This is a genomic window from Marinobacter sp. M3C, from assembly GCF_023311895.1.
Lineage (GTDB): Bacteria > Pseudomonadota > Gammaproteobacteria > Pseudomonadales > Oleiphilaceae > Marinobacter.
Map to the genome: position 1 here is coordinate 3,356,276 of NZ_CP092284.1, position 22,289 is coordinate 3,378,564.

The following is a 22,289-nucleotide window of genomic DNA, read 5'->3' on the forward strand; positions in this document are numbered from 1 at the left end:
AGCAAGGCCATTTCTGGTGAACGGCCGTAGAAATGGTGTAAGGTGTCGAAAAAGGGCGTGCCATGGCGCAGCCCGGCAATTCACAGGTGGTGATCCTTGAACAATATGGCAAAAAATCTGGTTTTATGGCTGGTAATAGCCGCAGTGCTACTGATGGTGTTTCAAAATTTCACTCCTACCACCAGCGGCCAACAAGTCAACTACTCCCAGTTTGTGGAGATGGTTCAACAGGGCCGGGTAAACCAGGTCACGATTGACGGTCTGCAGATTGAGGGTACACGCCCCGACGGTTCACAGTTCCAGACGGTCCGCCCGCAAGTGGCTGACAACAAGCTGATGGACGACCTACTGGCCAACAACGTTGAGGTGATCGGCAAAGAACCCGAGCGCCAGAGTCTGTGGACCCAATTGCTGGTCGCCGCATTCCCGATTCTGATTATTATTGCGCTTTTCGTATTCTTTATGCGGCAGATGCAGGGTGGCGCCGGCGGCAAGGGCGGCCCGATGTCGTTCGGTAAGAGCAAAGCCCGCCTGATGAGCGAAGACCAGATTAAAAACACCTTCGCGGATGTTGCAGGCGTAGACGAAGCCAAAGAAGACGTAAAAGAACTGGTGGATTTCTTACGTGATCCCAGTCGATTCCAGCGCCTGGGCGGCCGGATTCCCCGTGGCGTTCTGATGATCGGTCCTCCGGGCACGGGTAAAACCTTGCTGGCAAAAGCCATCGCCGGTGAGGCCAAGGTGCCATTCTTCTCGATCTCCGGTTCAGACTTTGTCGAAATGTTCGTTGGCGTGGGTGCATCCCGTGTACGCGACATGTTCGAGCAGGCCAAGAAGCAAAGCCCGTGCATCATCTTTATTGACGAGATTGATGCGGTCGGTCGCCACCGTGGCGCCGGCATGGGCGGCGGGCACGACGAGCGTGAGCAAACGCTGAACCAGTTACTGGTGGAAATGGACGGGTTTGAAGGCAACGAAGGCGTTATCGTGATTGCCGCCACCAACCGCCCGGATGTTCTAGACCCTGCATTGCTGCGCCCTGGCCGTTTTGACCGTCAGGTGATGGTGAGCCTGCCAGACATTCTGGGTCGCGAACAGATCTTGAAGGTACACATGAAGAAAGTGCCGCTGGATGACGACATTAATCCTGCCGTTATTGCCCGTGGTACGCCTGGCTTCTCCGGTGCCGACCTGGCTAACCTGGTGAACGAGGCAGCGCTCTTCGCAGCCCGTCGCAACAAGCGTTTGGTGTCTATGGAAGAGCTGGAACTGGCGAAAGACAAAATCATGATGGGCGCGGAACGCAAGTCCATGGTGATGAACGAAAAAGAGAAACTGAACACCGCGTATCATGAATCTGGCCACGCCATTGTCGGGCGCCTGATGCCAGAGCACGATCCCGTGTACAAAGTGAGTATTATCCCTCGCGGCCGTGCTTTGGGTGTGACTATGTTCTTGCCGGAAGAAGACAGGTATAGCCATTCCAAGCGTTTCCTTCATGGCCAGATCAGCAGTTTGTTTGGTGGCCGCATCGCTGAAGAGCTCACATTGGGTGCAGACGGTGTCACCACCGGTGCCTCTAATGACATTGAGCGGGCGACCAGTCTGGCTCGCAACATGGTGACCCGCTGGGGTCTGTCGGAAAAGTTGGGCCCGCTGCAGTACGGTAGTGAGAATGATGAACCGTTCCTGGGTCGTACCGCTGGGCAACAACAAACAGTGTACTCGCCGGAAACCGCGCAGCGTATCGATGAAGAAGTGCGTAATATCATTGATACCTGTTACGAGACCGCCCGCAACGTATTGGTCGAGAATCGCGGTAAGCTGGACTTGATGGCCGAAGCTCTTATGAAGTACGAGACTATTGATCGGCTCCAGATCGACGATATCATGGAAGGCCGTGTTGCCCGTACGCCAAAAGGCTGGGACGATCGGGGTGGTTCTTCGGGTGGCGAGGCTACTTCAATAGACAAAGAAGGTCCTTCGACTGAAGGCAACGTTAATGGCAAAGCCGGCGACGATTCTCCAGGTGGCGTTGGCCGCCCGGCCGGAGAGCACTGAGAGATCTGTCACGCGCTAGTTAGGAAGAAGTAGAAAACGCCGCCCGCTTTGGGGCGGCGTTTTTCATTGTAAGGCCCCCAAATTATTCGCCGAGGTTGGAATGAAGATGAATTTTGCCGGGCGCACGCTGGACATGGCTCAGTGTCACGTAATGGGCGTGCTGAATGTAACGCCTGATTCGTTTTCCGACGGTGGTCGGTTTGATCGCCCGCAGCAGGCTCTGGCCCATGCCCGCCAAATGGTTAAAGACGGCGCCCGTTTTATTGATGTGGGCGGCGAGTCTACCCGTCCTGGTGCCAAGCCTGTCAGTCTGCAACAAGAGCTGGACCGGGTGTGCCCGGTGGTAGAGGCCATTGCCGGCGAACTGGACGTGGTGATTTCCGTAGACACCAGTTCGCCGCAGGTGATGACTCAAACTGCGGCCTTGGGTGCCGGGCTGATTAATGACGTGCGAGCGCTAACCCGCGAAGGCGCCTTACAGGCTGCCGCAAACACCGGTTTGCCGGTGTGCCTGATGCACAGCCAGGGCGAGCCGGATACCATGCAGAATAACCCGCAGTATCAGGATGTGTGCGCACAGGTCATTTTGTTTCTGACACAGCGAATACTCGCGGCACAGGGCGCCGGCATTGATTCTTCAAGAATCATGCTGGATTTGGGTTTCGGTTTTGGCAAAAGCCTGGAGCATAATTTGCAGCTGCTTGCGCGGGCAGAGCAATTTACTGTTTTGGGGTATCCTCTTTTGTTGGGGCTGTCGCGCAAATCTATGTTGGGCGCTATTACTGGTCGCAATGTGGAAGAAAGGTTGCCGGCAAGCCTTGCTACCGCGACAATATGTGCCATGAAAGGCGCGAGTGTTGTGCGTGTGCATGACGTTCGGGAAACGATAGATGTCGTTAAAATGGCGGCGGCGATCAAAGGAGCGGTGTGATGTCAGGCAGGCAGTATTTTGGTACCGATGGAATTCGTGGCCACGTCGGTGAGGGCCCTATTACTCCTGAGTTCATGTTGCGTTTGGGGTGGGCTGCAGGCCAGGCGTTTAAACGCGAGGGTCAGCGTAACAGCGTAATGATCGGCAAAGACACCCGGCTGTCAGGCTACATGTTTGAATCTGCGCTCGAAGCCGGCCTGGCTGCAGCAGGGGTAGACGTAAAGCTGCTGGGCCCTATGCCAACACCGGCTATCGCCTACCTTACGCGCACATTCCGCGCTTCGGCCGGTATTGTGATCAGTGCTTCGCACAATCCTCATTACGACAACGGTATCAAATTCTTCTCGGCAGACGGCACCAAGCTGGATGACGCCTTGGAAGCCGAAATCGAGCACTGGCTGGAACAACCGCTGACGGTGTGTGATTCGGCAGAACTCGGCAAAGCGTCGCGCATTGATGACGCCCCCGGCCGCTACATAGAATTTTGTAAAAGTACCGTGCCCAATGAATTTACTCTGGAAGGCATGAGCATTGTTTTGGACTGCGCTCACGGAGCTACCTATCACGTTGCGCCAAAAGTGTTTCGTGAGTTGGGAGCGAACGTATCGGTGATTGGCGCAGCACCCGATGGTCTTAATATTAACCTCAATGTGGGCTCAACCTACCTTGCAGGTCTGAGTCAGGCGGTTCTAGACAGAAAAGCCGATCTGGGGATAGCCTTTGATGGCGACGGTGACCGCGTGCTTATGGTCGACCGTGACGGGTCCGAAGTAGACGGCGATGAGCTGTTGTATGTGATTGCCTCACAGCGCCATGCCGAAGGCCGCCTGAAAGGCGGTGTGGTGGGTACCCTGATGACCAATCTTGGCGTTGAGTTGGCGTTGAAGGAGCTGGGGATTGAGTTCGAACGCGTCAACGTGGGTGACCGCTACGTGATGGAGCGGCTGTTGGCTAAGGGCTGGTTCCTGGGTGGCGAAGGTTCTGGTCACATGGTAATTCGTGACTGTACCAGCACCGGCGACGGCATTGTGTCGGCGCTTCAGGTGATGCTCGCTATCTGGAAATCAGGTAAAACCCTGGCTGAAATTCGCCGGGGTATGTGCAAGCTGCCGCAGACCATGATCAATGTGCGAGTGACCAAGCGCTTCAACCCACTTGAGCGCGAAGATATTGTGGCCGCTGTAAGTCGCGCCGAAGCCGAGCTCGGCAGCGACGGCCGGGTGTTGTTGCGGGCATCTGGCACCGAGCCACTAATTCGAGTCATGACAGAAGGTCAGGATGCCGAGGTGATTGAGCGCATTGCCCGGCAACTAGCGAAGGTGGTGGAAAGCTCGATTTCCTGATCAGAGTCAGCGGCAAGCAGTTGTTTGGCCTTGGGGTGTGGGGTATAGTTCGCATCTCTTTTCGGCGGACTCACCCCGCCGCTTGCGAATGAATAAAGGTGTGTTATGCGTCGTCGCATTGTAGCCGGAAATTGGAAAATGAACGGGTCCCAAAGCCTGGTCAACGAGTTGGTTGGCCCGGTTGCACAGCAGGTGCGCGAATTGGGTATTGAGGCGGTTGTTTTCCCGCCCGCGCTCTATGTTTCCGCGGTGATTCAGGCTGCTAACAACGCAATTGCAGTGGGCGTGCAAAATGTCAGTGAGAAGGCAAAGGGCGCCTACACCGGCGAGCTCTCCGCACCTATGGCAGCCGATGTCGGTTGTCGTTATGGTTTGGTGGGCCACTCCGAGCGACGTCAGCTGTTTGGCGAAACTGATGCGCAGGTGGCGGTAAAAACCGAGCAGCTGCTGAATGCAGGCTTGAACGCCATCGTGTGCGTGGGGGAGACTCTGGAACAGCGCGAAGCCGGGCAGGCCGAAACAGTCGTTGCCACCCAGGTGCGTGACGGTTTGAGCAAAGTGACACCAGAGCAATGGGGGCAGATTGTGGTTGCTTATGAGCCTGTTTGGGCCATAGGCACTGGCAAGACCGCCACCGGCGAAGACGCCCAAGCCATGCATAAGGCCATTCGTGGCGTACTGGCAAATATGGGTGCTCCAGCCGAATCCATTTCTTTGCTTTACGGCGGCAGCGTAAAAGCGGATAATGCAGCCGCACTTTTCGCTGAGCCGGATATAGACGGCGGATTGATCGGCGGTGCGTCTTTGAGTACAACAGATTTTGTCAGTATCTGCCAGGCGCTGCCGACAGATACCCATTGTTAAAGGTTTGCGAGCGTCTTTATGGATTTGATGGAAACTTTGATCGTTGTCCTGCACGTGGTTATTGCCGTGGCTCTGGTGGGTCTGGTGCTGATCCAGCAGGGCAAGGGCGCTGACGCCGGTGCAGCCTTTGGTGGCGGAGCGTCGCAGACCGTGTTTGGCAGCCAGGGCAGTGGTAGCTTTTTGACCCGCTTCACGACCTTTTTGGCCATCGCGTTTTTTGTAACAAGTTTTACGTTGGCGATTTTCGCCAAGCAGCGCGCTGAAGTAGCGGGTCAAGCTGGTATTCCGATGGTTCAGGAATCCCAGCCTTCCGCTGTAGATCCTGCCAGCGAAACCGGCGGCGGGCAGAGCGATCTGCCTGGCCTGGAGTAACCGAATTGCCCAAGTGGTGGAACTGGTAGACACGCCATCTTGAGGGGGTGGTAGCGAAAGCTGTGCCGGTTCGAGTCCGGCCTTGGGCACCATATGCAGTGAAAAAATGGCCTGGTTTTCTAGGCCATTTTTTTGGTCAGTCCTTGACCAGTGAGGTCTGCGGCTCTATACTCCGCCGCAGATTGGGTGCAGTCGAAGTTTGGCTGGCGTCCGGCAGGCAAAGTGTCTGCTAGCATTAGGCGCTGTTTAATCGTGCTTTTTGCGAGTTCTCGCAACAAACAGCCTTTATATCGTGGGCCGTTTGACAAAGGGGCCTGGCGCATCAGGTCCTGGTGCATAAAAAGGGCTGATACACAGCCCTTTTTTTGTTTTTGTAGTCAGCAAATTCTGAATACGGAGATGGCGTAACTTGTCAGCCAAGATTAAACAGTTGGAAGACATTCTGCGGCCGGTGGTTGAAGGCCTCGGCTATGAATACTGGGGTATTGAATTCCGCGCGCGCGGCCACGAATCATTGTTGCGGCTTTTTATTGATGATGTCGAAAAAGGCATCGGCATTGAAGATTGCGAAAAAGTCAGTCGCCAGGTCAGCAGTGTCATGGATGTGGAAGACCCCATACAGAGCGAATACACGCTGGAAGTATCATCGCCTGGAATGGATCGTCCGCTGTTCGAATTGGCTCAGTATCAGGCGTTCGTCGGGCACAAAGTGCAAATCCGTTTGCGTATGGCGTTTGAAGGTCGGCGCAAGTTTCAGGGTTTGCTGAACGGTATTGAAGGCGACGATGTGATTGTGGTGGTTGATGACCACGAATATCTGTTGCCATTCGACAGTATCGACAAGGCGAACATCGTTCCGGTATTCGAGTGACGCACTCTTTGAGCAACACTCTATTCGAGTGACCTTTTATTTGAGTGATGCATGCGAATACATTAAATGGACGCACAGAATATTTTGAAGGCAGGGTAATTCAATGAGTAAAGAGATCTTGCTGGTGGTCGAATCCGTCTCGAACGAAAAAGGTGTCGAGAAAGACGTGATTTTTGAAGCCATCGAATTGGCGCTGGCCACCGCCGCCAAAAAACGCTTCGAAGACGAAGATGCCGATATCCGGGTTTCGATTGATCGCCGTACTGGTGAATACGATACCTTTCGCCGCTGGTTGGTGGTCGATAACGACGCCGTTCCGGCGCTAGGCACCGAGCTGACCTTTCAGGAAGCTGAAGACATCAGCCCTGACCTGCAGCCTGGCGACATGCACGAAGAACAGATCGACTCGGTCGCTTTCGGCCGCATTGGCGCTCAGGCGGCCAAACAGATCATCTTCCAAAAAGTGCGTGAAGCCGAGCGTGCCAAGATTGTAGACAGCTATCGCGGTCGCGTTGGTGAGTTGGTTTCCGGCACCGTGAAGAAAGTGACCCGCGACAACGTGATTGTTGACCTGGGAAATAACGCTGAAGCGTTGCTGCCCCGCGAACACCTGATTGCACGGGAAACTTTCCGCATGGGCGACCGGGTTCGCTCTTTGCTGCTGGAAATCCGCACCGACCACCGCGGCCCGCAGCTGATTCTGAGCCGCTCTGACTCGAAGATGTTGATTGAGCTGTTCCGTATTGAAGTGCCCGAAATTGCTGAAGAGCTGATCGAGATCCGTGGCGCTGCCCGTGATCCCGGCTCGCGCGCAAAAATTGCGGTAAAAACCAACGATCGCCGTATTGATCCGGTAGGCGCTTGTGTAGGGATGCGTGGTTCTCGGGTTCAGGCCGTATCTAACGAGTTGAATGGCGAGCGTGTTGACATAGTGCTGTGGGACGACAACCCCGCGCAACTGGTTATTAACGCTATGGCGCCGGCCGAAGTGGCCTCTATTGTGATGGACGAAGACCGTCACACGATGGATGTAGCGGTTGCAGCGGACAATCTGGCTCAGGCCATTGGCCGTAACGGTCAGAACGTGCGCTTGGCCACCGAACTAACCGGCTGGACTCTGAACGTAATGACCGAAGAGGAAGCTGGCGAGCGCCAGGAACAAGAGCAGGGCCGCCTGTTGGAGCACTTTACCAAGCATCTGGATATCGATGAAGAATTCGCCGGCGTGCTGATTGATGAAGGTTTTAGCTCAATTGAAGAAGTGGCTTACATTCCGATGGAGGAAATGCTGGCGATTGAGGGATTCGACGAAGAAACCGTCACCGAACTGCGCAAGCGTGCCAAAGACGCATTATTGAATCAGGCTCTGGCCAACGAAGAAGCGTTGGATGGTGCTGAGCCGGCTGAAGATTTGCTGGCAATGGAAGGCATAGACCGCGGCTTGGCGTTCAAGCTCGCAGGCATGGGCATACGCACCATGGAAGATCTGGCGGAGCAGTCGGTTGATGACTTGCTTGAAATTGAAGGCATGAATGAAGAGCGTGCAGGTCAGTTAATTATGACAGCACGTGCCCCCTGGTTTGAAGACCAGGCCTAATTCGGGAGGAGGACCAGTATGGCGGAAGTAACGGTAAAACAACTGGCCGAAGATGTAGGCGCTCCCGTGGATCGTTTACTGAAGCAGATTGTGGAAGCAGGCTTGAAAGCGCGTTCTGAGAACGACGCAGTTTCCGGCGACGAGAAACAGCAGCTGCTGACGTATCTGCGCAAGAACCACGGTGACAGTGAGGCCGAGCCTCAGAAAATCACCTTGAAGCGCAAAACAACCACCACGTTGAAAGCCGGCAAGGCTAAATCCGTGAATGTTGAGGTTCGCAAGCGCCGCACGTACATCAAACGCGCGGAAACGCAGTCAGACGAAGCGGAAGAAACAGTGGTGGAAGCGCCGGTCACTTCAGTTGAAGCAACCACAGCGGCTGAAACACCGGTTACAGCGACGGAAACTGTGATCGAAGCCAAGGTTGAAGACACCAACTCTGAAACAGTCAAAGCAGAGCCGGTTGCGGCTGAGCCAGTGGCAGAGAAGGCAGAAAAGCCGGCTGTAATAGCGCCGGCAGACATGCCGATACCTCCGCCTGAAGGCGATGCTAAGGACCGCAAGCCGAAGAAAAAGAAAGAAAACGTTCGCGAACGTAGCGATGATAACGACGACGGCAAGCCGAAGAAGAAATCGGCCGGGCATCGTGGCCCTCGTGGCCGCGCTCAGGATTCGCCGCGGGTTACTTCGGACGAGGAAGACACCAAGCTTCGCAAGCCGCTGCGTTCGAAAAAGAAACCTAAAGAGAAGCAACACGCCTTCGAGAGGCCGACCAAACCTATGGTCAAAGAAGTAGAAGTTCCCGAACTGATCACCGTGGGCGATCTTGCTCATCTTATGTCTGTGAAATCCGTTGACGTGATCAAAACCCTGATGGGTATGGGCATAATGGCCACTATTAATCAGCCCTTGGAGCAGGAAACTGCCATCCTGGTGGTGACGGAGCTGGGCCATACCGCCAAAGCAATCAGTGACGACGCCTTCGAAGAGGCCGTGCTGAGCGAGTTCAGCAGCCAAGAAGGTCAGGAACAAGTTAAACGCGCACCGGTTGTGAGCGTAATGGGTCACGTTGACCATGGTAAAACCTCGCTACTGGATTACATCCGCCGCACCAAGGTTGCGTCTGGCGAGACGGGTGGTATTACCCAGCACATTGGTGCGTACCACGTAAAAACCGACCACGGCATGGTTTCCTTTCTGGATACCCCGGGCCACGCGGCGTTTACCGCCATGCGTGCTCGTGGTGCCCAGTGTACCGACATCGTGATTTTGGTGGTGGCGTCTGACGACGGCGTTATGCCGCAGACCAAAGAAGCGGTTGAACACGCTCGTGCGGCCGGTGTGCCCATCGTGGTAGCTATTACCAAGATGGACAAAGAAGATGCCGATTTGGATCGCGTCAAAAACGAGTTGTCTGCCATTAACGTGATTCCGGAAGAGTGGGGCGGCGACGTACAGTTCGTGCCTATTTCTTCCAAGACCGGTGACGGCGTAGACAATCTGCTGGAAGCGGTATTGCTGCAAGCTGAAATTCTTGAGCTGCAGGCGTCTCCGTCTGCACCCGCCCAAGGCGTTGTGGTTGAATCCAGCCTTGAGCGTGGCCGCGGTTCAGTGGCTACCGTACTGGTTCAGAACGGTACTTTGCGCCAAGGCGATATGGTTGTTGCAGGTTCTTTCTTCGGGAAAGTGCGCGCAATGACCGACGAAGCTGGCAAGCAGGTTAAAGACGCGGGTCCTTCTATTCCGGTAGAGGTTCTGGGCTTGAATGGCACGCCCAACGCTGGCGACGAATTCTTCGTTGTAGCCGATGAGCGCAAGGCCAAAGAGCTGGCTGAGTTCCGCCACGTTCGTGAACGCGAGCAGCGTTTACAGCGTCAGCAGGCAGCCAAACTGGAAAACCTGTTCGAGAATATGGGCAAAGAGCAGGTGAAGACCCTGAACGTGGTATTGAAAACCGACGTTCGTGGTTCGCTGGAAGCCATTACCCGTTCGCTACAGGATCTGGGCAACGAAGAAGTACAGGTGAAGATTGTATCTTCGGGTGTGGGCGGAATAGCCGAAACCGACATCAGCTTGGCCGTGGCCACCAGTGCCGTGATCTTTGGCTTTAACGTGCGCGCCGATAACGCCGCCAAGCGCCTGGTTGAACAGGAAGGCCTGGATTTACGCTACTACAGCATTATCTACAACCTGTTGGACGACGTGAAAGCGGCTCTGACTGGCATGCTGGCACCGGAATTCCGCGAAGACATCATCGGCATTGCCGACGTACGCGACGTGTTCCGTTCGCCGAAGTTTGGCCAGGTGGCCGGTTGTATGGTGACTGAAGGCAACGTGTACCGTAACAAACCGATTCGCGTACTGCGTGACAACGTAGTGATCTTTGAAGGCGAGCTGGAATCCCTGCGCCGCTTCAAAGACGACGTGCCAGAAGTACGTAACGGTATGGAATGCGGTATTGGCGTGAAAGGCTACGACGTGAAAGTGGGCGACCAAATCGAAGTATTCGATCGTATTCGGGTTGAGCGCAAGCTTGAATCCACGGGGGCCTAATGGCTAGGGGGTCCAATGGCTAGAGAATTCAGTCGTATTGATCGCATTGGCGATCAGATGCAGCGTGAACTGGCCCAGCTCATCCAGCGGGAGATTAAAGACCCGCGGGTGGGCATGATCACGGTCAATGCAGTTAAGGTAAGCCGTGATCTGGGTTACGCCGACATTTACGTGTCCTTGCTGACTACTGAAGAGCTTGGCGCAGAGTCGCCAGAGGTGAAAGAATCTCTGACGGTACTGAACAAGGCATCCGGGTTTCTGCGCGGCCAGGTTGGCCGTGCGATGAAGCTGCGTGTGGTGCCTCTTCTGCGCTTTCACTTTGATGAACTGCAGGGTTACAGCCGCCGCCTGGATGGCCTGATTCGCAAAGCCGTGGGTGATCAGCCCGCGGTTAGTGATGACAGCGGCAGCGCTGACAACAGTGCTGCCGATGGTCCTGTTGGTGATCTTGTTGATGGCCAAAACAATCCGGAGTCCAACGTTTGAGCCGCCGCCACAAAGGCCGCGACGTTAATGGCATTTTGGTGATCGACAAGCCTCTGGGTTTAACCTCCAATGGCATTTTGCAGCAGGTTAAACGGTTATATGGGGCGGCCAAAGCCGGCCACACCGGAGCCTTAGATCCGCTGGCCACCGGTGTATTACCGCTGTGCTTCGGCGAGGCCACCAAGTTTTCGCAGACCATGCTAGACAGCGACAAAGCCTACATTGCGACCGCCCGCTTGGGCGAACGCACCGAAACCGGTGATAGCGAAGGCTCTGTGGTAGAAACCCGACCCGTGCCGGAAGGCCTGAACGCTGACATTTTAGAGCCCCTGTTGGACCGCTTTCGCGGCGATATCCAGCAGGTGCCTTCGATGTATTCGGCGCTCAAACACCAGGGCCGCCCGTTGTACGAGTACGCTCGTCAAGGCATCGAAATTGAGCGCCCAGCGCGCCCGGTCACCATTTACAGTCTGGAACTGTTGGCTATCCGCGATAACGAAATGGACATTGCGGTTAAGTGCACAAAAGGCACCTATATCCGTTCACTGGTGGAAGATATCGGTGAAGCCATCGGTTGTGGCGCCCATGTGATTGCACTGCGCCGTACCCTGGCCGCAGGCTTCACATTGGCCGATGCCCACGACGTACCGGGTATGGAAGCCATGCGCGAGCGTGATGAAAGTTTGGACGGCTTGCTGGTAGCGCCAGACGCGGCACTCAGCATGTTTCCTGAACACCGCCTGAGTGGACCGGTGCTGGTGTCGATATTGAATGGCCAAGCAGTTAGAATAGAAGAACAGCTTGAACAGGGTTATGTGCGCGTTTACGGCAATCAAGACTTTGTTGGGCTGGCAGAAGCATTCCCGGACAGTGAAGGCACCCAGCTGGTGCCCAAGCGTCTGGTTAAAACCGACGGCCGCCTCTAGGCGAGCCGTTTAGCCAAGCTGTAGAGATGCGCGGTTCGGCTGTATTCTTAAGCATCGCAATATATTGAGGTGGTTTATGGCACTTTCTGCCAACGAGAAAGCTCAGATTGTTAAAGATTACCAGCAGGCTGAAAGCGATACCGGTTCTCCTGAAGTTCAGGTGGCACTGCTTAGCGCTAACATCAACAAGCTGCAGGGTCACTTCAAGATCAACAAGCAAGACCACCATTCACGCCGCGGTCTGATCCGTATGGTAAACCAGCGTCGTAAGCTGCTGGATTACCTGAAAGGCAAGAATGCTGATCGTTACCTTGAGCTGATCAAGCGTTTGGCTCTGCGTCGCTAATCTGTTTCGACGGCCTGAGAGCTGGGGCATGGTTATTTGCCCTTGCTGACCAACCGGCGGTGGTGCTTGCAAGAGCGCTACCGCCGGTTGTGTTTTTTTGTGTAGCGCAGAACAGCAGTTACCCACATGGGTGAGTAACTGAATCAATCGGAAAGATATTCAGGAGTTTTTTGTGGAACCTAAACCCGTAACTAAAACGTTCGAACTTGGTGGCAAAACCGTTACTTTGGAAACTGGCCGTATTGCTCGTCAGGCCACCGGTGCCGTACTCGTAACCATCGACGATATTTCTGTGCTGGGCACCGTTGTAGGTGCTAAAGAAGCCAAGCCTGGTCAGGGCTTTTTTCCACTGACCGTTAACTACACCGAAAAAACCTACTCTGTGGGTAAAATTCCCGGTGGATTCTTTAAGCGTGAAGCGCGTCCTACAGAAAAAGAGACGCTGACGTCACGCCTGATCGACCGTCCGATTCGTCCGCTGTTTCCCAATGGTTTCATGAACGAAGTTCAGGTTGTGCTGACCGTTATGTCAGCCAACAAAACGCAGGATCCTGACATTGCTGCCATGCTGGCGGCTTCTGCGGCGCTGGCTATTTCTGGCATTCCATTTGAAGGTCCCATTGGTGCTTCCCGCGTTGGCTTTACCAACGAGCGTGGCTACTTCCTGAACCCGACTCACGAAGAGCGTTCAACCTCGCTGCTGGACATGATTGTTGCCGGTACCGAAGACGCCGTGCTGATGGTGGAATCCCAAGCTAAAAGCCTAACGGAAGACCAAATGCTGGGCGCCGTGCTGTTTGCCCACCAGGAAATGCAGACTGCCGTTAGCGCCATTAAAGAATTTGCCGCTGAAATTGGCAAGCCTCGCTGGGAATGGCAGGCTGAAACCGTAAACGCCGAACTGATGGGCGCGATCAAGGCTGACTTCGCTGACGCTATCGCAGAGGCCTACAGCATCCGCGATAAAATGGACCGTTACGCGCGCCTGGGCGAGATCAAAGCCGCCGCCGTTGCAAAACTGGCCGGTGACGAAGAAGGCAAGCACTCCGCTGAAGACGTCAAAAAGTGTTTCGGTAAGACCGAAAAGCACGTTGTTCGCCAGCAAGTTATTGACGGCAAGCCGCGTATTGACGGACGTGACACTAAGACCGTGCGCCCGATCAAAATCGAAGTGGGTATTCTGCCGGGTGCTCACGGCTCTGCGCTGTTCACCCGTGGCGAAACCCAAGCCATCGTGACCACCACGCTGGGCACGTCGCGCGACATGCAGATTATTGACGCGCTGGAAGGCGAAAGCAAAGACCCGTTCCTGTTCCATTACAACTTCCCTCCGTACTCCGTTGGCGAAGCTGGTCGTATGATGGGCCCCGGCCGTCGTGAAATTGGTCACGGACGCCTGGCCAAGCGCGGTCTTCTGGCCGTAATGCCAACCGTTGAAGAGTTTCCGTACACTATTCGTGCGGTGTCTGAAATCACCGAATCCAACGGTTCCAGCTCTATGGCATCGGTGTGTGGCTCCAGTCTGGCACTGATGGACGCAGGTGTGCCTATCAAGTCTGCCGTGGCCGGTATTGCCATGGGTCTGGTCAAAGAAGGTGACAAGTTCGCGATCCTGACGGACATCCTGGGCGACGAAGATCACCTTGGTGACATGGACTTCAAAGTAGCCGGTACCAAAGAAGGTATCACCGCGCTGCAGATGGACATCAAGATCAACGGCATCACTGACGAAATCATGGAACTGGCCCTGGAGCAAGCCTACGGCGCTCGCCAGCATATCCTTGGCGAGATGAATAAGGTGATTGCGGCTTCGCGTACCGAGCTGTCATCACGTGCGCCTAGCATTACCACCATCAAGATCAACCCGGAGAAAATCCGTGACGTGATCGGTAAGGGCGGTTCTACCATCCGCTCTATCTGTGAGGAAACTGGTGCGTCTATTGATTTGGACGACGACGGCAACGTGAAAATCTACGCCGACAACATGGAAGCGGCACAGGCTGCGGTTAAGCGGGTCATGGAAATTACCGCTGAAATCGAAGTGGGTGCTATTTACCAGGGTCGGGTTGAGCGCATCGTCGACTTCGGCGCGTTTGTAAACATTCTGCCGGGCAAAGATGGCCTAGTGCACATCTCTCAGATTTCTGACCGTCGCATTGAAAACGTGACTGACGAGCTGAAAGAAGGCCAGGAAGTTCTGGTTAAAGTGCTGGATGTAGACAACCGTGGCCGCGTTAAGCTGTCTATGAAGGAAGTGAAAGAAGGCGAAAAGCCGACTGACCTTTCTGCCTGATAGTTTGATGGTGTGGGGACAGGCGTAGCTCTGTCTTCCACCAAACCAAATAAAAACCGCCTTTCCCTTGGATTGGCGGTTTTTTACATTACAGCTTTGGTGTTTGCGGCAAGTGGGCTTGAGCGTGTTTTGAACGGCCCCGGTCCACTTGCCGCTTAGAGTTTTGAGGTTCTGTCCAGAAAATCAATCAGGCTTTGTTGATATTCCGGAAGCGCAAAGGTCGCCGTGTGCGGTGTATCGGTTTGGAGAAACTGCTTGGGCTGCTTCGCTACCTGATACAAACTTTCACCGTTGGCAAAGGGGATTATGCCGTCGCGCACGCTGTGAATCATCAGTAGCGGAGTAGGGCTAATATGGCCGATATAGTCGGTCCCTTCGTAATCGTTGGGGATGGTCCAACTCAGAGGCGCCTGCAGCGGCCAGGTGAGCCAGAAGCTGGCGAGTTTGTCGCGGGCGATGGCGCGAAAGCCAGCGAAGGTGCCGTCGAGGATTACTCCGTTTAACGGTGGTTGTTCGTTGCGTTGCTGCCACTCTGCCGCCAGGGGAATGGCCAGCGCACCGCCCAGGCTTTGGCCTAGCAGGAAGATGGGTTTGCCTTGGGTTTGTGGTTGCTGGACTAGCCAGCGCATTCCGCTTTCTACATCGTGCAGGGCACCTTTAATATCCGGCGTGCCGGTTGAGCGGCCATAGCCGCGGTAGTCCAGGGCAAAGACGTTATAGCCTTCGGCCGGAAGCCAAGCTACGTTCATGATGTGGCTGCTGATGTTCTGGGCGTTGCCGTGCAGGTAGTAAACAGTGCCTTTCGCGTTGTTTTCCGATGCTATGTCGCCTTCGTTCTGCTGTTCGGTTGCGGCTGGCAACCACCAGCCGTGCAACACTTCGCCGTCTGCAGTATTGATAAACGCATCGCTGTATTCTAGATTCAGCCGATCCGGTGTTATATAAGTGGTCTGGTCGGGGAAAAAGAAGAGGCTACTGCAACCGCTTAACGCAAGGGTGCCGATCACCAGACTACCCAGCGTCCGCATACTATTTCCCATAACGGCCAATCTGGCTAATGCCATTTTCATCAAAAGCTTTGTATATCCTTTGCATTATTTGATCGGACTGCAGGTGGCCATCAAACCACCTCAGTTGCTGATCAATATTTAACCGATAAGGAATGTAGCCCAAGGTAATTCCCTCCGTTACCAGCTCGTCTAAACACGCGTGAGCATTGCTAACAGACAGATTAGAAAACTGATTAAATAAAATTGGAATGGTGCTATCTATCAGATCATGGCGTAAATTTGTGAACGTGATTAAAGGGTCTATGTTATGTTTCCTGCAGACTGTACGCACATGTTGGGTATACCTGCTAACACTATCCGGGGACATGGGGATCAGGGGCGCGTACCATAACAGTCCGCATTTGTCTTTTGCCGGATCCTTAATAATTGACTGTTGTTCAGGCACAGTGGTTCGCCAATAGCATAGAGGTTTAGCGATTTCATTGGGCTTTCCGCGCATAATCTCAATGCTGGCCGCGAGCGACTTTAACTTGTCCTGAATCGCTGGTAGAAACCACGCGGGCATTTTCTCAAACACTGATTTTGCGATCTTAATTTTTACATCACCCGAAAATATTATGTGATGGGCGTGGGGCTTGGCAGCCTTTATAATCAGATTTTTGACTTGTTTAACAACACCGGGCTCACCGTATATTGAACCCACTATGGTCCAGGCAGCCACCATTTCCTTCTTTGTGATTGTCTCTATCTGTTCGCTGCTTAATACATTACCTGTGTCTTTATTTGGATTTGGTTTCAGCATTGAAATAATGCGAAGTCGATCCATTAGATTTATCGAGCCAACAATGCCTTCAAATCTTTCCAGTGTACTTTTGATAAATTCTATTGCAACTCTAACGTCTTCGTCATTTTTATAGTCAATATAAAATGAATCAAATCCAGCGGGAATTCGTTTTAAGCGAATGGTGGCTTGATAGACAACGCCGAGCCCTGATTGTGTAAAAAGGCCATCAAGGTAGGGGCCAACATTCCATTTATAAGTCTGATTCACCAGATCGGCTTGGCCCGCTTCAGACGATAGCTGGCTCAGTGGTGATTGATAATGCTGCCCGTTTGGCAATACAGCTTTGAGATCGGTAAGCGCTGCAAAATGGTCCTGATGGGGTGTTATTCCATAACCCCGCTCCAGAGCGTTTGCCAGAATCGAGCAGGACGCACCTGCTCCAGTAACCGGTACCATGAACGGAAGATTATGTTTCTCGAAATAGTCACTGAGCTGGCCTTGAGTGACGCCGGGCTCAATCCTGACCAAGCCCAAGTACTCATTGACTATTTCAATGTTATTCATTAGCGACAAATCGAGGATGACCGAATTTTCGCTGGGTGAATTGGGCAGGGAGGTGCCATACCCCCAGTTATTGCCGGTCGATATGGGGTAAAAAACAATCTTTTTCTGTTCGCATGTTGCAAGCTTGTTTGCTAATTTAAATAAATTGCTTACTACTTCAATTTTTTGTACCTTTATCGCACCGTAGAGATTTCTGGAGATCGATTCAGTACCTTTGTTGTAAAGCGTGTTGGCCTGAAGCTGGTTAAATACTTCACAGAGTTCGAAATTATCAAAACCATTGGCAGTTAATAGTGAGTGCAAGTCTTGTGTCAAAAGAATTCCTCCACATTGAAATCAATGTCTCTACTATTGGTCAATAGAGTGCTTGATGTTTTTAAGCATCATTTTGAAGCCTCTAGCCAAATGCGCATGCAAAAGTTCGGCATTGATATAATAGGGCGCTCGCCGGCCATGATAATCAACGACAGGACCTATTTGTCTGAATTTAATGCCCACAAAACCCATGTTTCTGGCTAGCCGCGGTTCCATCATTACGTAGGCGTGTTTTTTTCCCAGTTTCATAGCCAATGAAGCGGCAGAAAAATACAAGCCAATGGCAATGAATGAGAAGCAGCGTAATTCATTTTTAGAATATTGCATCACGTTGATGCTGCCCGTGGCGGCGCCTGGAAATTTGTCAGTTTGACGCCGACGGAATGAAGACGGCACGGCCAATCTTGAAAACTCACAGATATGCTCTCTGGGGAAGTTGGTGGGTGAATAGGCAAGGTCTGTAATTGTGTCGAGGCAGTACTTCTCAATGGGTAATGCTTCTTTATTTTCTTCTGTACTATTAACAATACGTACCGTGCCCGCAAACACATTGGTCGACCTATGTCTGACCAGGCAATAGGCGGCGTGATTATCAAATTCGTCTGTCTCTTCGCCAGATTCGCGCAGAGCTTCCCACCCCAGTTCCTCGCAGTAGACCTGGTGGCGTATTTTATAGGCTTCACGCTCCAGTTCAACCGTCGTGGCGATGTCAAATGAGAAAAACTGCATAAAGCGACTGCACGCGGCATTGGCTTCCCTCAATTTTAATAAGGAACTCCAAGCTTTTCTGATATTCAATGTCTGCTTTACACTTTCCCAAGATCCGTCTTCTTTTGTTAAGTAAGCCTTTTTTTTAAATATGTTTTTTGCGCTCTTTACGTAGGCCCTATATTCTTTTTTACTCAAAAGTAAGCGTGTAAACCGGCTTGCCATGTGTTTTGCATCCTGTCGAAGTGGTCTTCACGGTTGAATTCGGCGAACACGCTGAATTCGCGGCCAAGATGCCAGCTTGCTTTGCCGTAGAGCTGGTCCTGCCTATGCTTGCTGCTGACAATCCAGGATTTGGTTTTCACGCCGGCCAACAGGCTGAAGCGGGGTGTCTGGTGCAGAAGTCCCAGATCAGCGCCGGGTGCTGCATCGTAGCCGCGCCCTAAATCGTCATCAATTTCCAGATCCGCCGTTGCCAGAGCAAACGCCTGCGTGTTGTTAGCGATACGCCAGCTGCCGCCGGCGCCGCCGTCCAGATAGGGTGCCAGAACTCTTCCACGCCCTGTATCCGTGCGCCGACCGCCAAAGCTGACCTGCCACGACAGCGGCGAGAAAAAGCGATTGCGGGGGCTCAGCGAGCGCACATCAATGGCGGTAAACTGCTCGAGCTGCAACTCGTTGTTATCGGTGTAATAGCGAGCGTCAAATCGCAGAAACTGCAGTTGAGCCCCGCTCCGGTAGCCTTCGGGAGGATCCAAGAAATCATGGTATGCGGGGCGAAAGCTCAATAGGGAGAAGTTGCGGCCGCTTGACGCGTACTCTGCGCGACCGGCGCCTAGGCTCAAACGGAAAGTGTCATGGCCTTGATCGTCTCGCACCAACGGCCTCGGCGGCTGCCCGGGCTGGTCTGCAATCAGTTTACTGCGTTCTCGCAAAAGAGCATGTGATAGCGGGGCGGCGAAGTCACGGGGCCAGCCATCGGCTTCGCTCTGGTAGCGTACGTAATCGTAACTTGCATCCAGCACGGCGGCCCGGTCGGCCTCGTTGAGTGCCATCAGTTCCGCGCTGTCCGGTTGCAGGTAACCGTTGGCCAGGGCAGAGGCAATGAGCTGCTGCTGGGAGCCAAGAGATTCCAGCGAATAGCTGACCGCGGTTGCGGCCGAGGGCCGGTATTCCACATTGGCTACCAGGTTCTTTTCGATTACCCAGCGCACGGTATCTGTTGGAATGGCGTGGGTATTTACCTCATCCAGCAAGTCAGTGCCTGGCCGTGCCACATCAATCAGCGCCAGCAGTCGGTAGGCGCAGTTTTCGTCAAAAAAGTAATAGTCGAAGTTTTTGTCCTGAATCTCCCAGGCGTGGGCGGTCATTCTGTTGACCTCGCTTTGCTTCAGGTTTAACTGATATTCCCATAAATCCCGGTGTTCAATATCCGAGTATAGACGGATTTTTTCGTAGTAGGGCCGAACCGTGGTAATGCCCGGGTAGCCACCAAAAATACCGCGATAGGCAAACATCAGCTCACCGTCGTGGGCGGCGGCATCGGCGGCGTAGGAAATGGTGTTGGCCAGTAGCAGGTTAGTGTCGTTGTCATCCTGAGGTGGGTCCAGGCGCAGAAACGTATGGCCGAACATAGACGACGGGCTGTTCAGATAGGACGCCGCAAACACTAGGGTAACGGTTTCTGTGTTTAGCTCATCCTGCCATTGCTGATACGCGGGGCAATCAACCGCAGGCAAATTCAGATTCAGCTCTTGTTGCAGCCAGGTTGATCGGGCTGGAAATCGGCAGCGCGCGTGCAGGTCTCCGCCGCCCGGCTGTTGAATGGCCGCAAGTGTGGCCGCTAATTCAGCCTTTGGGGAGAGCTTGCCGTCGGCACTGAGAAAAAATGCATCGTCGTCGGCCTGGCTTTTGAAACCGCTGCTCAGGTTTGGCTGGTGGTAATGGCCCAGTGTTAGCCAGCCTGGCGACAGATGTAGGCCGGCAGGTACGCTGACTGTCTCAGCCAGGGCCGGCATTGGTAGCAACGCGAATAAGGCTGCGGCTGCACCAGAACGAAAAGTTTGGCCCATGGCAGGTGTCAGAGTCCGTGGTGTCTAGAAAAAAAGTGCGCCATCGCTGGCGCACCGAAATTACAGTATTTCCGAGGAACCCGGAAATATCAGGCAGCGACGTACTTGCTCAGGCCGGCATCTTGCTGCAGCAAGGCAACAATAGCGCTAACGGCCTGGTCAGAGGTGGTGTCTGCATTCGGGAAGATGGTCGCGAAATTGTCCTGCAGCACGCTGCGGAAGTTGTCACGGTCAGCCTGCTCTACGCCCAGTAGAACCGCCAGGGTGTCCAGGTTTTCGCCGTTGCCGCGTGACATGTCACGAGCTACTTTGTCGATGTTGCTGTCCATGTACATCGCCATGGATTGAACAGAAGCATTGGTTGAGCAACCCAGGGTGCCCGTGGTCATACCAAAGGTCTGGTTACCGAACGATGCATTGGTGGTTGCCGCTAGTACGTGCGGCGCAATACCGGCCTGTCCTTTCCAGATCATGGCGCCAACGCCACAGCCCGGTTGTGCAAAGGCCATAGACGAAACACCCAGAAGAATTGCACCTGCGATCAGTTTTTTCATTATTCACTCCTTGGTTTTTGGTATAGCTGTAGTCGCTGCGATGGGGCTGATCTTACCGAACGTAGCCCAGCATCGCTTACCGGAGTATAGTCAAATTTTCCGTCACGCCCACTGTAATAACGGAAAAAGTCTGGCTTTATGGTTACTTACTGCACAGTTCCCATATTCACCCGCCCAGATACGCCTCCCGCACTTGCGGATTCACCAGCAGGTTTGCCCCCGTGTCATGCAGGCGAATGCGCCCGGTTTCCAACACGTAACCCCGGTCGGCCAAATTCAGCGCCTGGTGGGCGTTCTGTTCTACCAGAAATACCGTCATGCCGTCATCGCGCAGTTTTCCGATAATCTCGAAAATCTGTTTGATAATAAGCGGTGCCAGGCCTAAGGACGGCTCGTCCAGAATGATCAGTCGCGGTTTGCTCATCAGCGCGCGGCCAATGGCCAGCATTTGCTGCTCGCCGCCAGACATGGTGCCGGCGCGCTGGCTTTCGCGTTCTTTCAGGCGCGGGAAGAGTTCGTAAACGTGCTCCTGGCTTTTTCGAATTTCTGATTTCGTGTTGAAAAAACCACCCATGTGCAGATTTTCTTTCACCGTTAGCCCGGAGAAAATGCGCCTGCCTTCGGGCACTATGGCAATGCCGGAACGCATGATTTGCGAGGTTGGCTCTTTGGTGATGTCGCGGCCTTCAAGCACAACCCGGCCAGCACTGGCTTGGGGGCTACCGCATACGGTCATCAGCAGTGTGGTTTTGCCGGCGCCGTTGGCGCCGATCAGCGTGACAATTTCGCCCTCATTTATTTCAACCGATACGCCGTGCAGGGCTTCGATTTTGCCATAGTGGGTGTGTATATCTTCCAGTATCAACATGGCTGGTCCTCAGGCCTCGCCCAGGTAGGCTTTGATAACGTCTTCGTTTGCACGCACTTCCTGCGGTGTTCCGCTGGCAAGTGGGCGGCCCTGGTTAATCACCGTAATCCGGTCGGAAATATCCATTACCAGGTTCATGTCGTGCTCAATCAGCACCACCGACACGCTGTAGTCTTCTTTCAAGCTGACAATCAGCCGGTTCAGCTCCAGGGTTTCCGCCGGGTTCAAGCCGGCTGCGGGCTCGTCCAGCATCAACAACTGCGGCATGGTGACCATGCAGCGTGCTATTTCCAGGCGCCGCTGCTGGCCGTAAGACAGGTTTCCGGCATCGACGTTGGCCTGGTCTAGCATGCCAATCCGCTCTAACCAGTAGGCGGCGCGATCCAGAGATTTCCGCTCACGCTCACGATAGTTCGGCGTTTTTACAAGACCGGCCAGCAGGTTGGTATTCAAGTGCCGGTGCTGTGCCACCAACAGGTTTTCCACCACCGACATTTGAGTAAACAGCCGCACGTGCTGAAACGTGCGCACCATACCCATGCGCGAGATTTTATAATCCGGTTTGCCTTGAATCTCCTTCCCTCGAAAGATGATCTTGCCGCCGCTGGGTTTATAAAACCCGCTCATGCAGTTGAACACGGTGGTTTTACCGGCACCGTTGGGGCCAATAATAGAGTGAATTTCCCGTTCCTGAACATTCAGACTTACGCCGTCTACCGCCAGTAGACCGCCAAAACGCATGGCCAGGTTTTGTATTTCAAGCATTGCCTG

Annotated in this window: 19 protein-coding genes and 1 tRNA gene; 13 read left to right on the forward strand and 7 right to left on the reverse strand. The window is 53.8% G+C overall.

What is annotated here, in order from left to right; all coding sequences use genetic code 11:
- Nucleotides 1–105 precede the first annotated feature (105 nt).
- From ftsH to pnp, 13 genes are all read left to right on the forward strand, one after another.
- Nucleotides 106–2,061 carry an ATP-dependent zinc metalloprotease FtsH gene (gene ftsH / locus MIH18_RS15720; RefSeq protein WP_249014631.1) on the forward strand — a complete coding sequence of 652 codons (1,956 nt, stop codon included), beginning with the start codon at nucleotides 106–108 and terminating at the stop codon, nucleotides 2,059–2,061.
- A gap of 100 nt (nucleotides 2,062–2,161) precedes the next feature.
- Complete coding sequence (folP, locus tag MIH18_RS15725) at nucleotides 2,162–2,992, forward strand: dihydropteroate synthase (RefSeq protein WP_249006384.1); 831 nt, start codon at nucleotides 2,162–2,164, stop codon at nucleotides 2,990–2,992.
- Entirely contained in the window at nucleotides 2,992–4,335 is a 1,344-nt protein-coding gene (glmM, locus tag MIH18_RS15730; protein WP_249006383.1) for a phosphoglucosamine mutase, read from the forward strand. The genes folP and glmM overlap by 1 nt, the downstream gene beginning before the upstream one ends.
- 105 nt (nucleotides 4,336–4,440) lie before the next feature.
- Nucleotides 4,441–5,199, forward strand: a complete 759-nt coding sequence (gene tpiA / locus MIH18_RS15735) for a triose-phosphate isomerase (RefSeq protein ID WP_249006382.1) — start codon at nucleotides 4,441–4,443, stop codon at nucleotides 5,197–5,199.
- Between the two features lie 18 nt (nucleotides 5,200–5,217).
- Nucleotides 5,218–5,571 carry a preprotein translocase subunit SecG gene (gene secG / locus MIH18_RS15740; protein ID WP_249006381.1) on the forward strand — a complete coding sequence of 118 codons (354 nt, stop codon included), beginning with the start codon at nucleotides 5,218–5,220 and terminating at the stop codon, nucleotides 5,569–5,571.
- Between the two features lie 7 nt (nucleotides 5,572–5,578).
- Nucleotides 5,579–5,663, forward strand: a tRNA-Leu gene (locus MIH18_RS15745).
- A 317-nt stretch (nucleotides 5,664–5,980) separates the two neighbouring features.
- The gene (gene rimP, locus MIH18_RS15750; protein ID WP_249006380.1) at nucleotides 5,981–6,442 is read left to right on the forward strand and encodes a ribosome maturation factor RimP; all 462 of its coding nucleotides are present in this window, start codon (nucleotides 5,981–5,983) and stop codon (nucleotides 6,440–6,442) included.
- Between the two features lie 103 nt (nucleotides 6,443–6,545).
- Complete coding sequence (gene nusA / locus MIH18_RS15755) at nucleotides 6,546–8,039, forward strand: transcription termination factor NusA (protein ID WP_249006379.1); 1,494 nt, start codon at nucleotides 6,546–6,548, stop codon at nucleotides 8,037–8,039.
- Nucleotides 8,040–8,057: 18 nt separating this feature from the next.
- On the forward strand, nucleotides 8,058–10,592 hold the full coding sequence (gene infB, locus MIH18_RS15760; protein WP_249006378.1) for a translation initiation factor IF-2: 2,535 nt from the start codon (nucleotides 8,058–8,060) through the stop codon (nucleotides 10,590–10,592).
- 15 nt (nucleotides 10,593–10,607) lie between these two features.
- A complete protein-coding gene (gene rbfA / locus MIH18_RS15765) occupies nucleotides 10,608–11,078 on the forward strand; it encodes a 30S ribosome-binding factor RbfA (protein ID WP_249006377.1) in 471 nt (156 codons plus the stop codon).
- Nucleotides 11,075–12,004, forward strand: a complete 930-nt coding sequence (gene truB, locus MIH18_RS15770) for a tRNA pseudouridine(55) synthase TruB (RefSeq protein ID WP_249006376.1) — start codon at nucleotides 11,075–11,077, stop codon at nucleotides 12,002–12,004. The genes rbfA and truB overlap by 4 nt, the downstream gene beginning before the upstream one ends.
- A gap of 76 nt (nucleotides 12,005–12,080) precedes the next feature.
- On the forward strand, nucleotides 12,081–12,350 hold the full coding sequence (gene rpsO / locus MIH18_RS15775) for a 30S ribosomal protein S15 (RefSeq protein ID WP_007348601.1): 270 nt from the start codon (nucleotides 12,081–12,083) through the stop codon (nucleotides 12,348–12,350).
- A gap of 172 nt (nucleotides 12,351–12,522) precedes the next feature.
- Entirely contained in the window at nucleotides 12,523–14,643 is a 2,121-nt protein-coding gene (pnp, locus tag MIH18_RS15780; RefSeq protein WP_249006375.1) for a polyribonucleotide nucleotidyltransferase, read from the forward strand.
- Between the two features lie 155 nt (nucleotides 14,644–14,798).
- Here pnp and MIH18_RS15785 read toward each other — a convergent pair whose 3' ends face one another.
- The 7 genes from MIH18_RS15785 to livG form a co-directional block, all read right to left on the reverse strand.
- Nucleotides 14,799–15,671, reverse strand: coding sequence for an alpha/beta hydrolase (locus tag MIH18_RS15785; RefSeq protein ID WP_249006374.1), 873 nt, complete (start codon nucleotides 15,669–15,671; stop codon nucleotides 14,799–14,801).
- A gap of 1 nt (nucleotide 15,672) precedes the next feature.
- Nucleotides 15,673–17,316 carry an FAD-binding protein gene (locus MIH18_RS15790; RefSeq protein WP_249006373.1) on the reverse strand — a complete coding sequence of 548 codons (1,644 nt, stop codon included), beginning with the start codon at nucleotides 17,314–17,316 and terminating at the stop codon, nucleotides 15,673–15,675.
- 33 nt (nucleotides 17,317–17,349) lie between these two features.
- Entirely contained in the window at nucleotides 17,350–18,249 is a 900-nt protein-coding gene (locus tag MIH18_RS15795; RefSeq protein ID WP_249006372.1) for a PEP-CTERM/exosortase system-associated acyltransferase, read from the reverse strand.
- Nucleotides 18,219–20,096 carry a DUF4105 domain-containing protein gene (locus MIH18_RS15800; RefSeq protein ID WP_249006371.1) on the reverse strand — a complete coding sequence of 626 codons (1,878 nt, stop codon included), beginning with the start codon at nucleotides 20,094–20,096 and terminating at the stop codon, nucleotides 18,219–18,221. Before MIH18_RS15800 ends, MIH18_RS15795 begins: the two co-directional genes overlap by 31 nt.
- An 89-nt stretch (nucleotides 20,097–20,185) precedes the next feature.
- On the reverse strand, nucleotides 20,186–20,650 hold the full coding sequence (locus MIH18_RS15805; RefSeq protein WP_249006370.1) for a DUF3015 domain-containing protein: 465 nt from the start codon (nucleotides 20,648–20,650) through the stop codon (nucleotides 20,186–20,188).
- A 166-nt stretch (nucleotides 20,651–20,816) separates the two neighbouring features.
- Nucleotides 20,817–21,518 (reverse strand): ABC transporter ATP-binding protein, encoded by a 702-nt coding sequence (locus MIH18_RS15810; RefSeq protein WP_249012835.1) that lies wholly within the window; start codon nucleotides 21,516–21,518, stop codon nucleotides 20,817–20,819.
- 9 nt (nucleotides 21,519–21,527) lie between these two features.
- Complete coding sequence (gene livG, locus MIH18_RS15815; protein ID WP_249006368.1) at nucleotides 21,528–22,283, reverse strand: high-affinity branched-chain amino acid ABC transporter ATP-binding protein LivG; 756 nt, start codon at nucleotides 22,281–22,283, stop codon at nucleotides 21,528–21,530.
- Nucleotides 22,284–22,289: the final 6 nt, after the last annotated feature.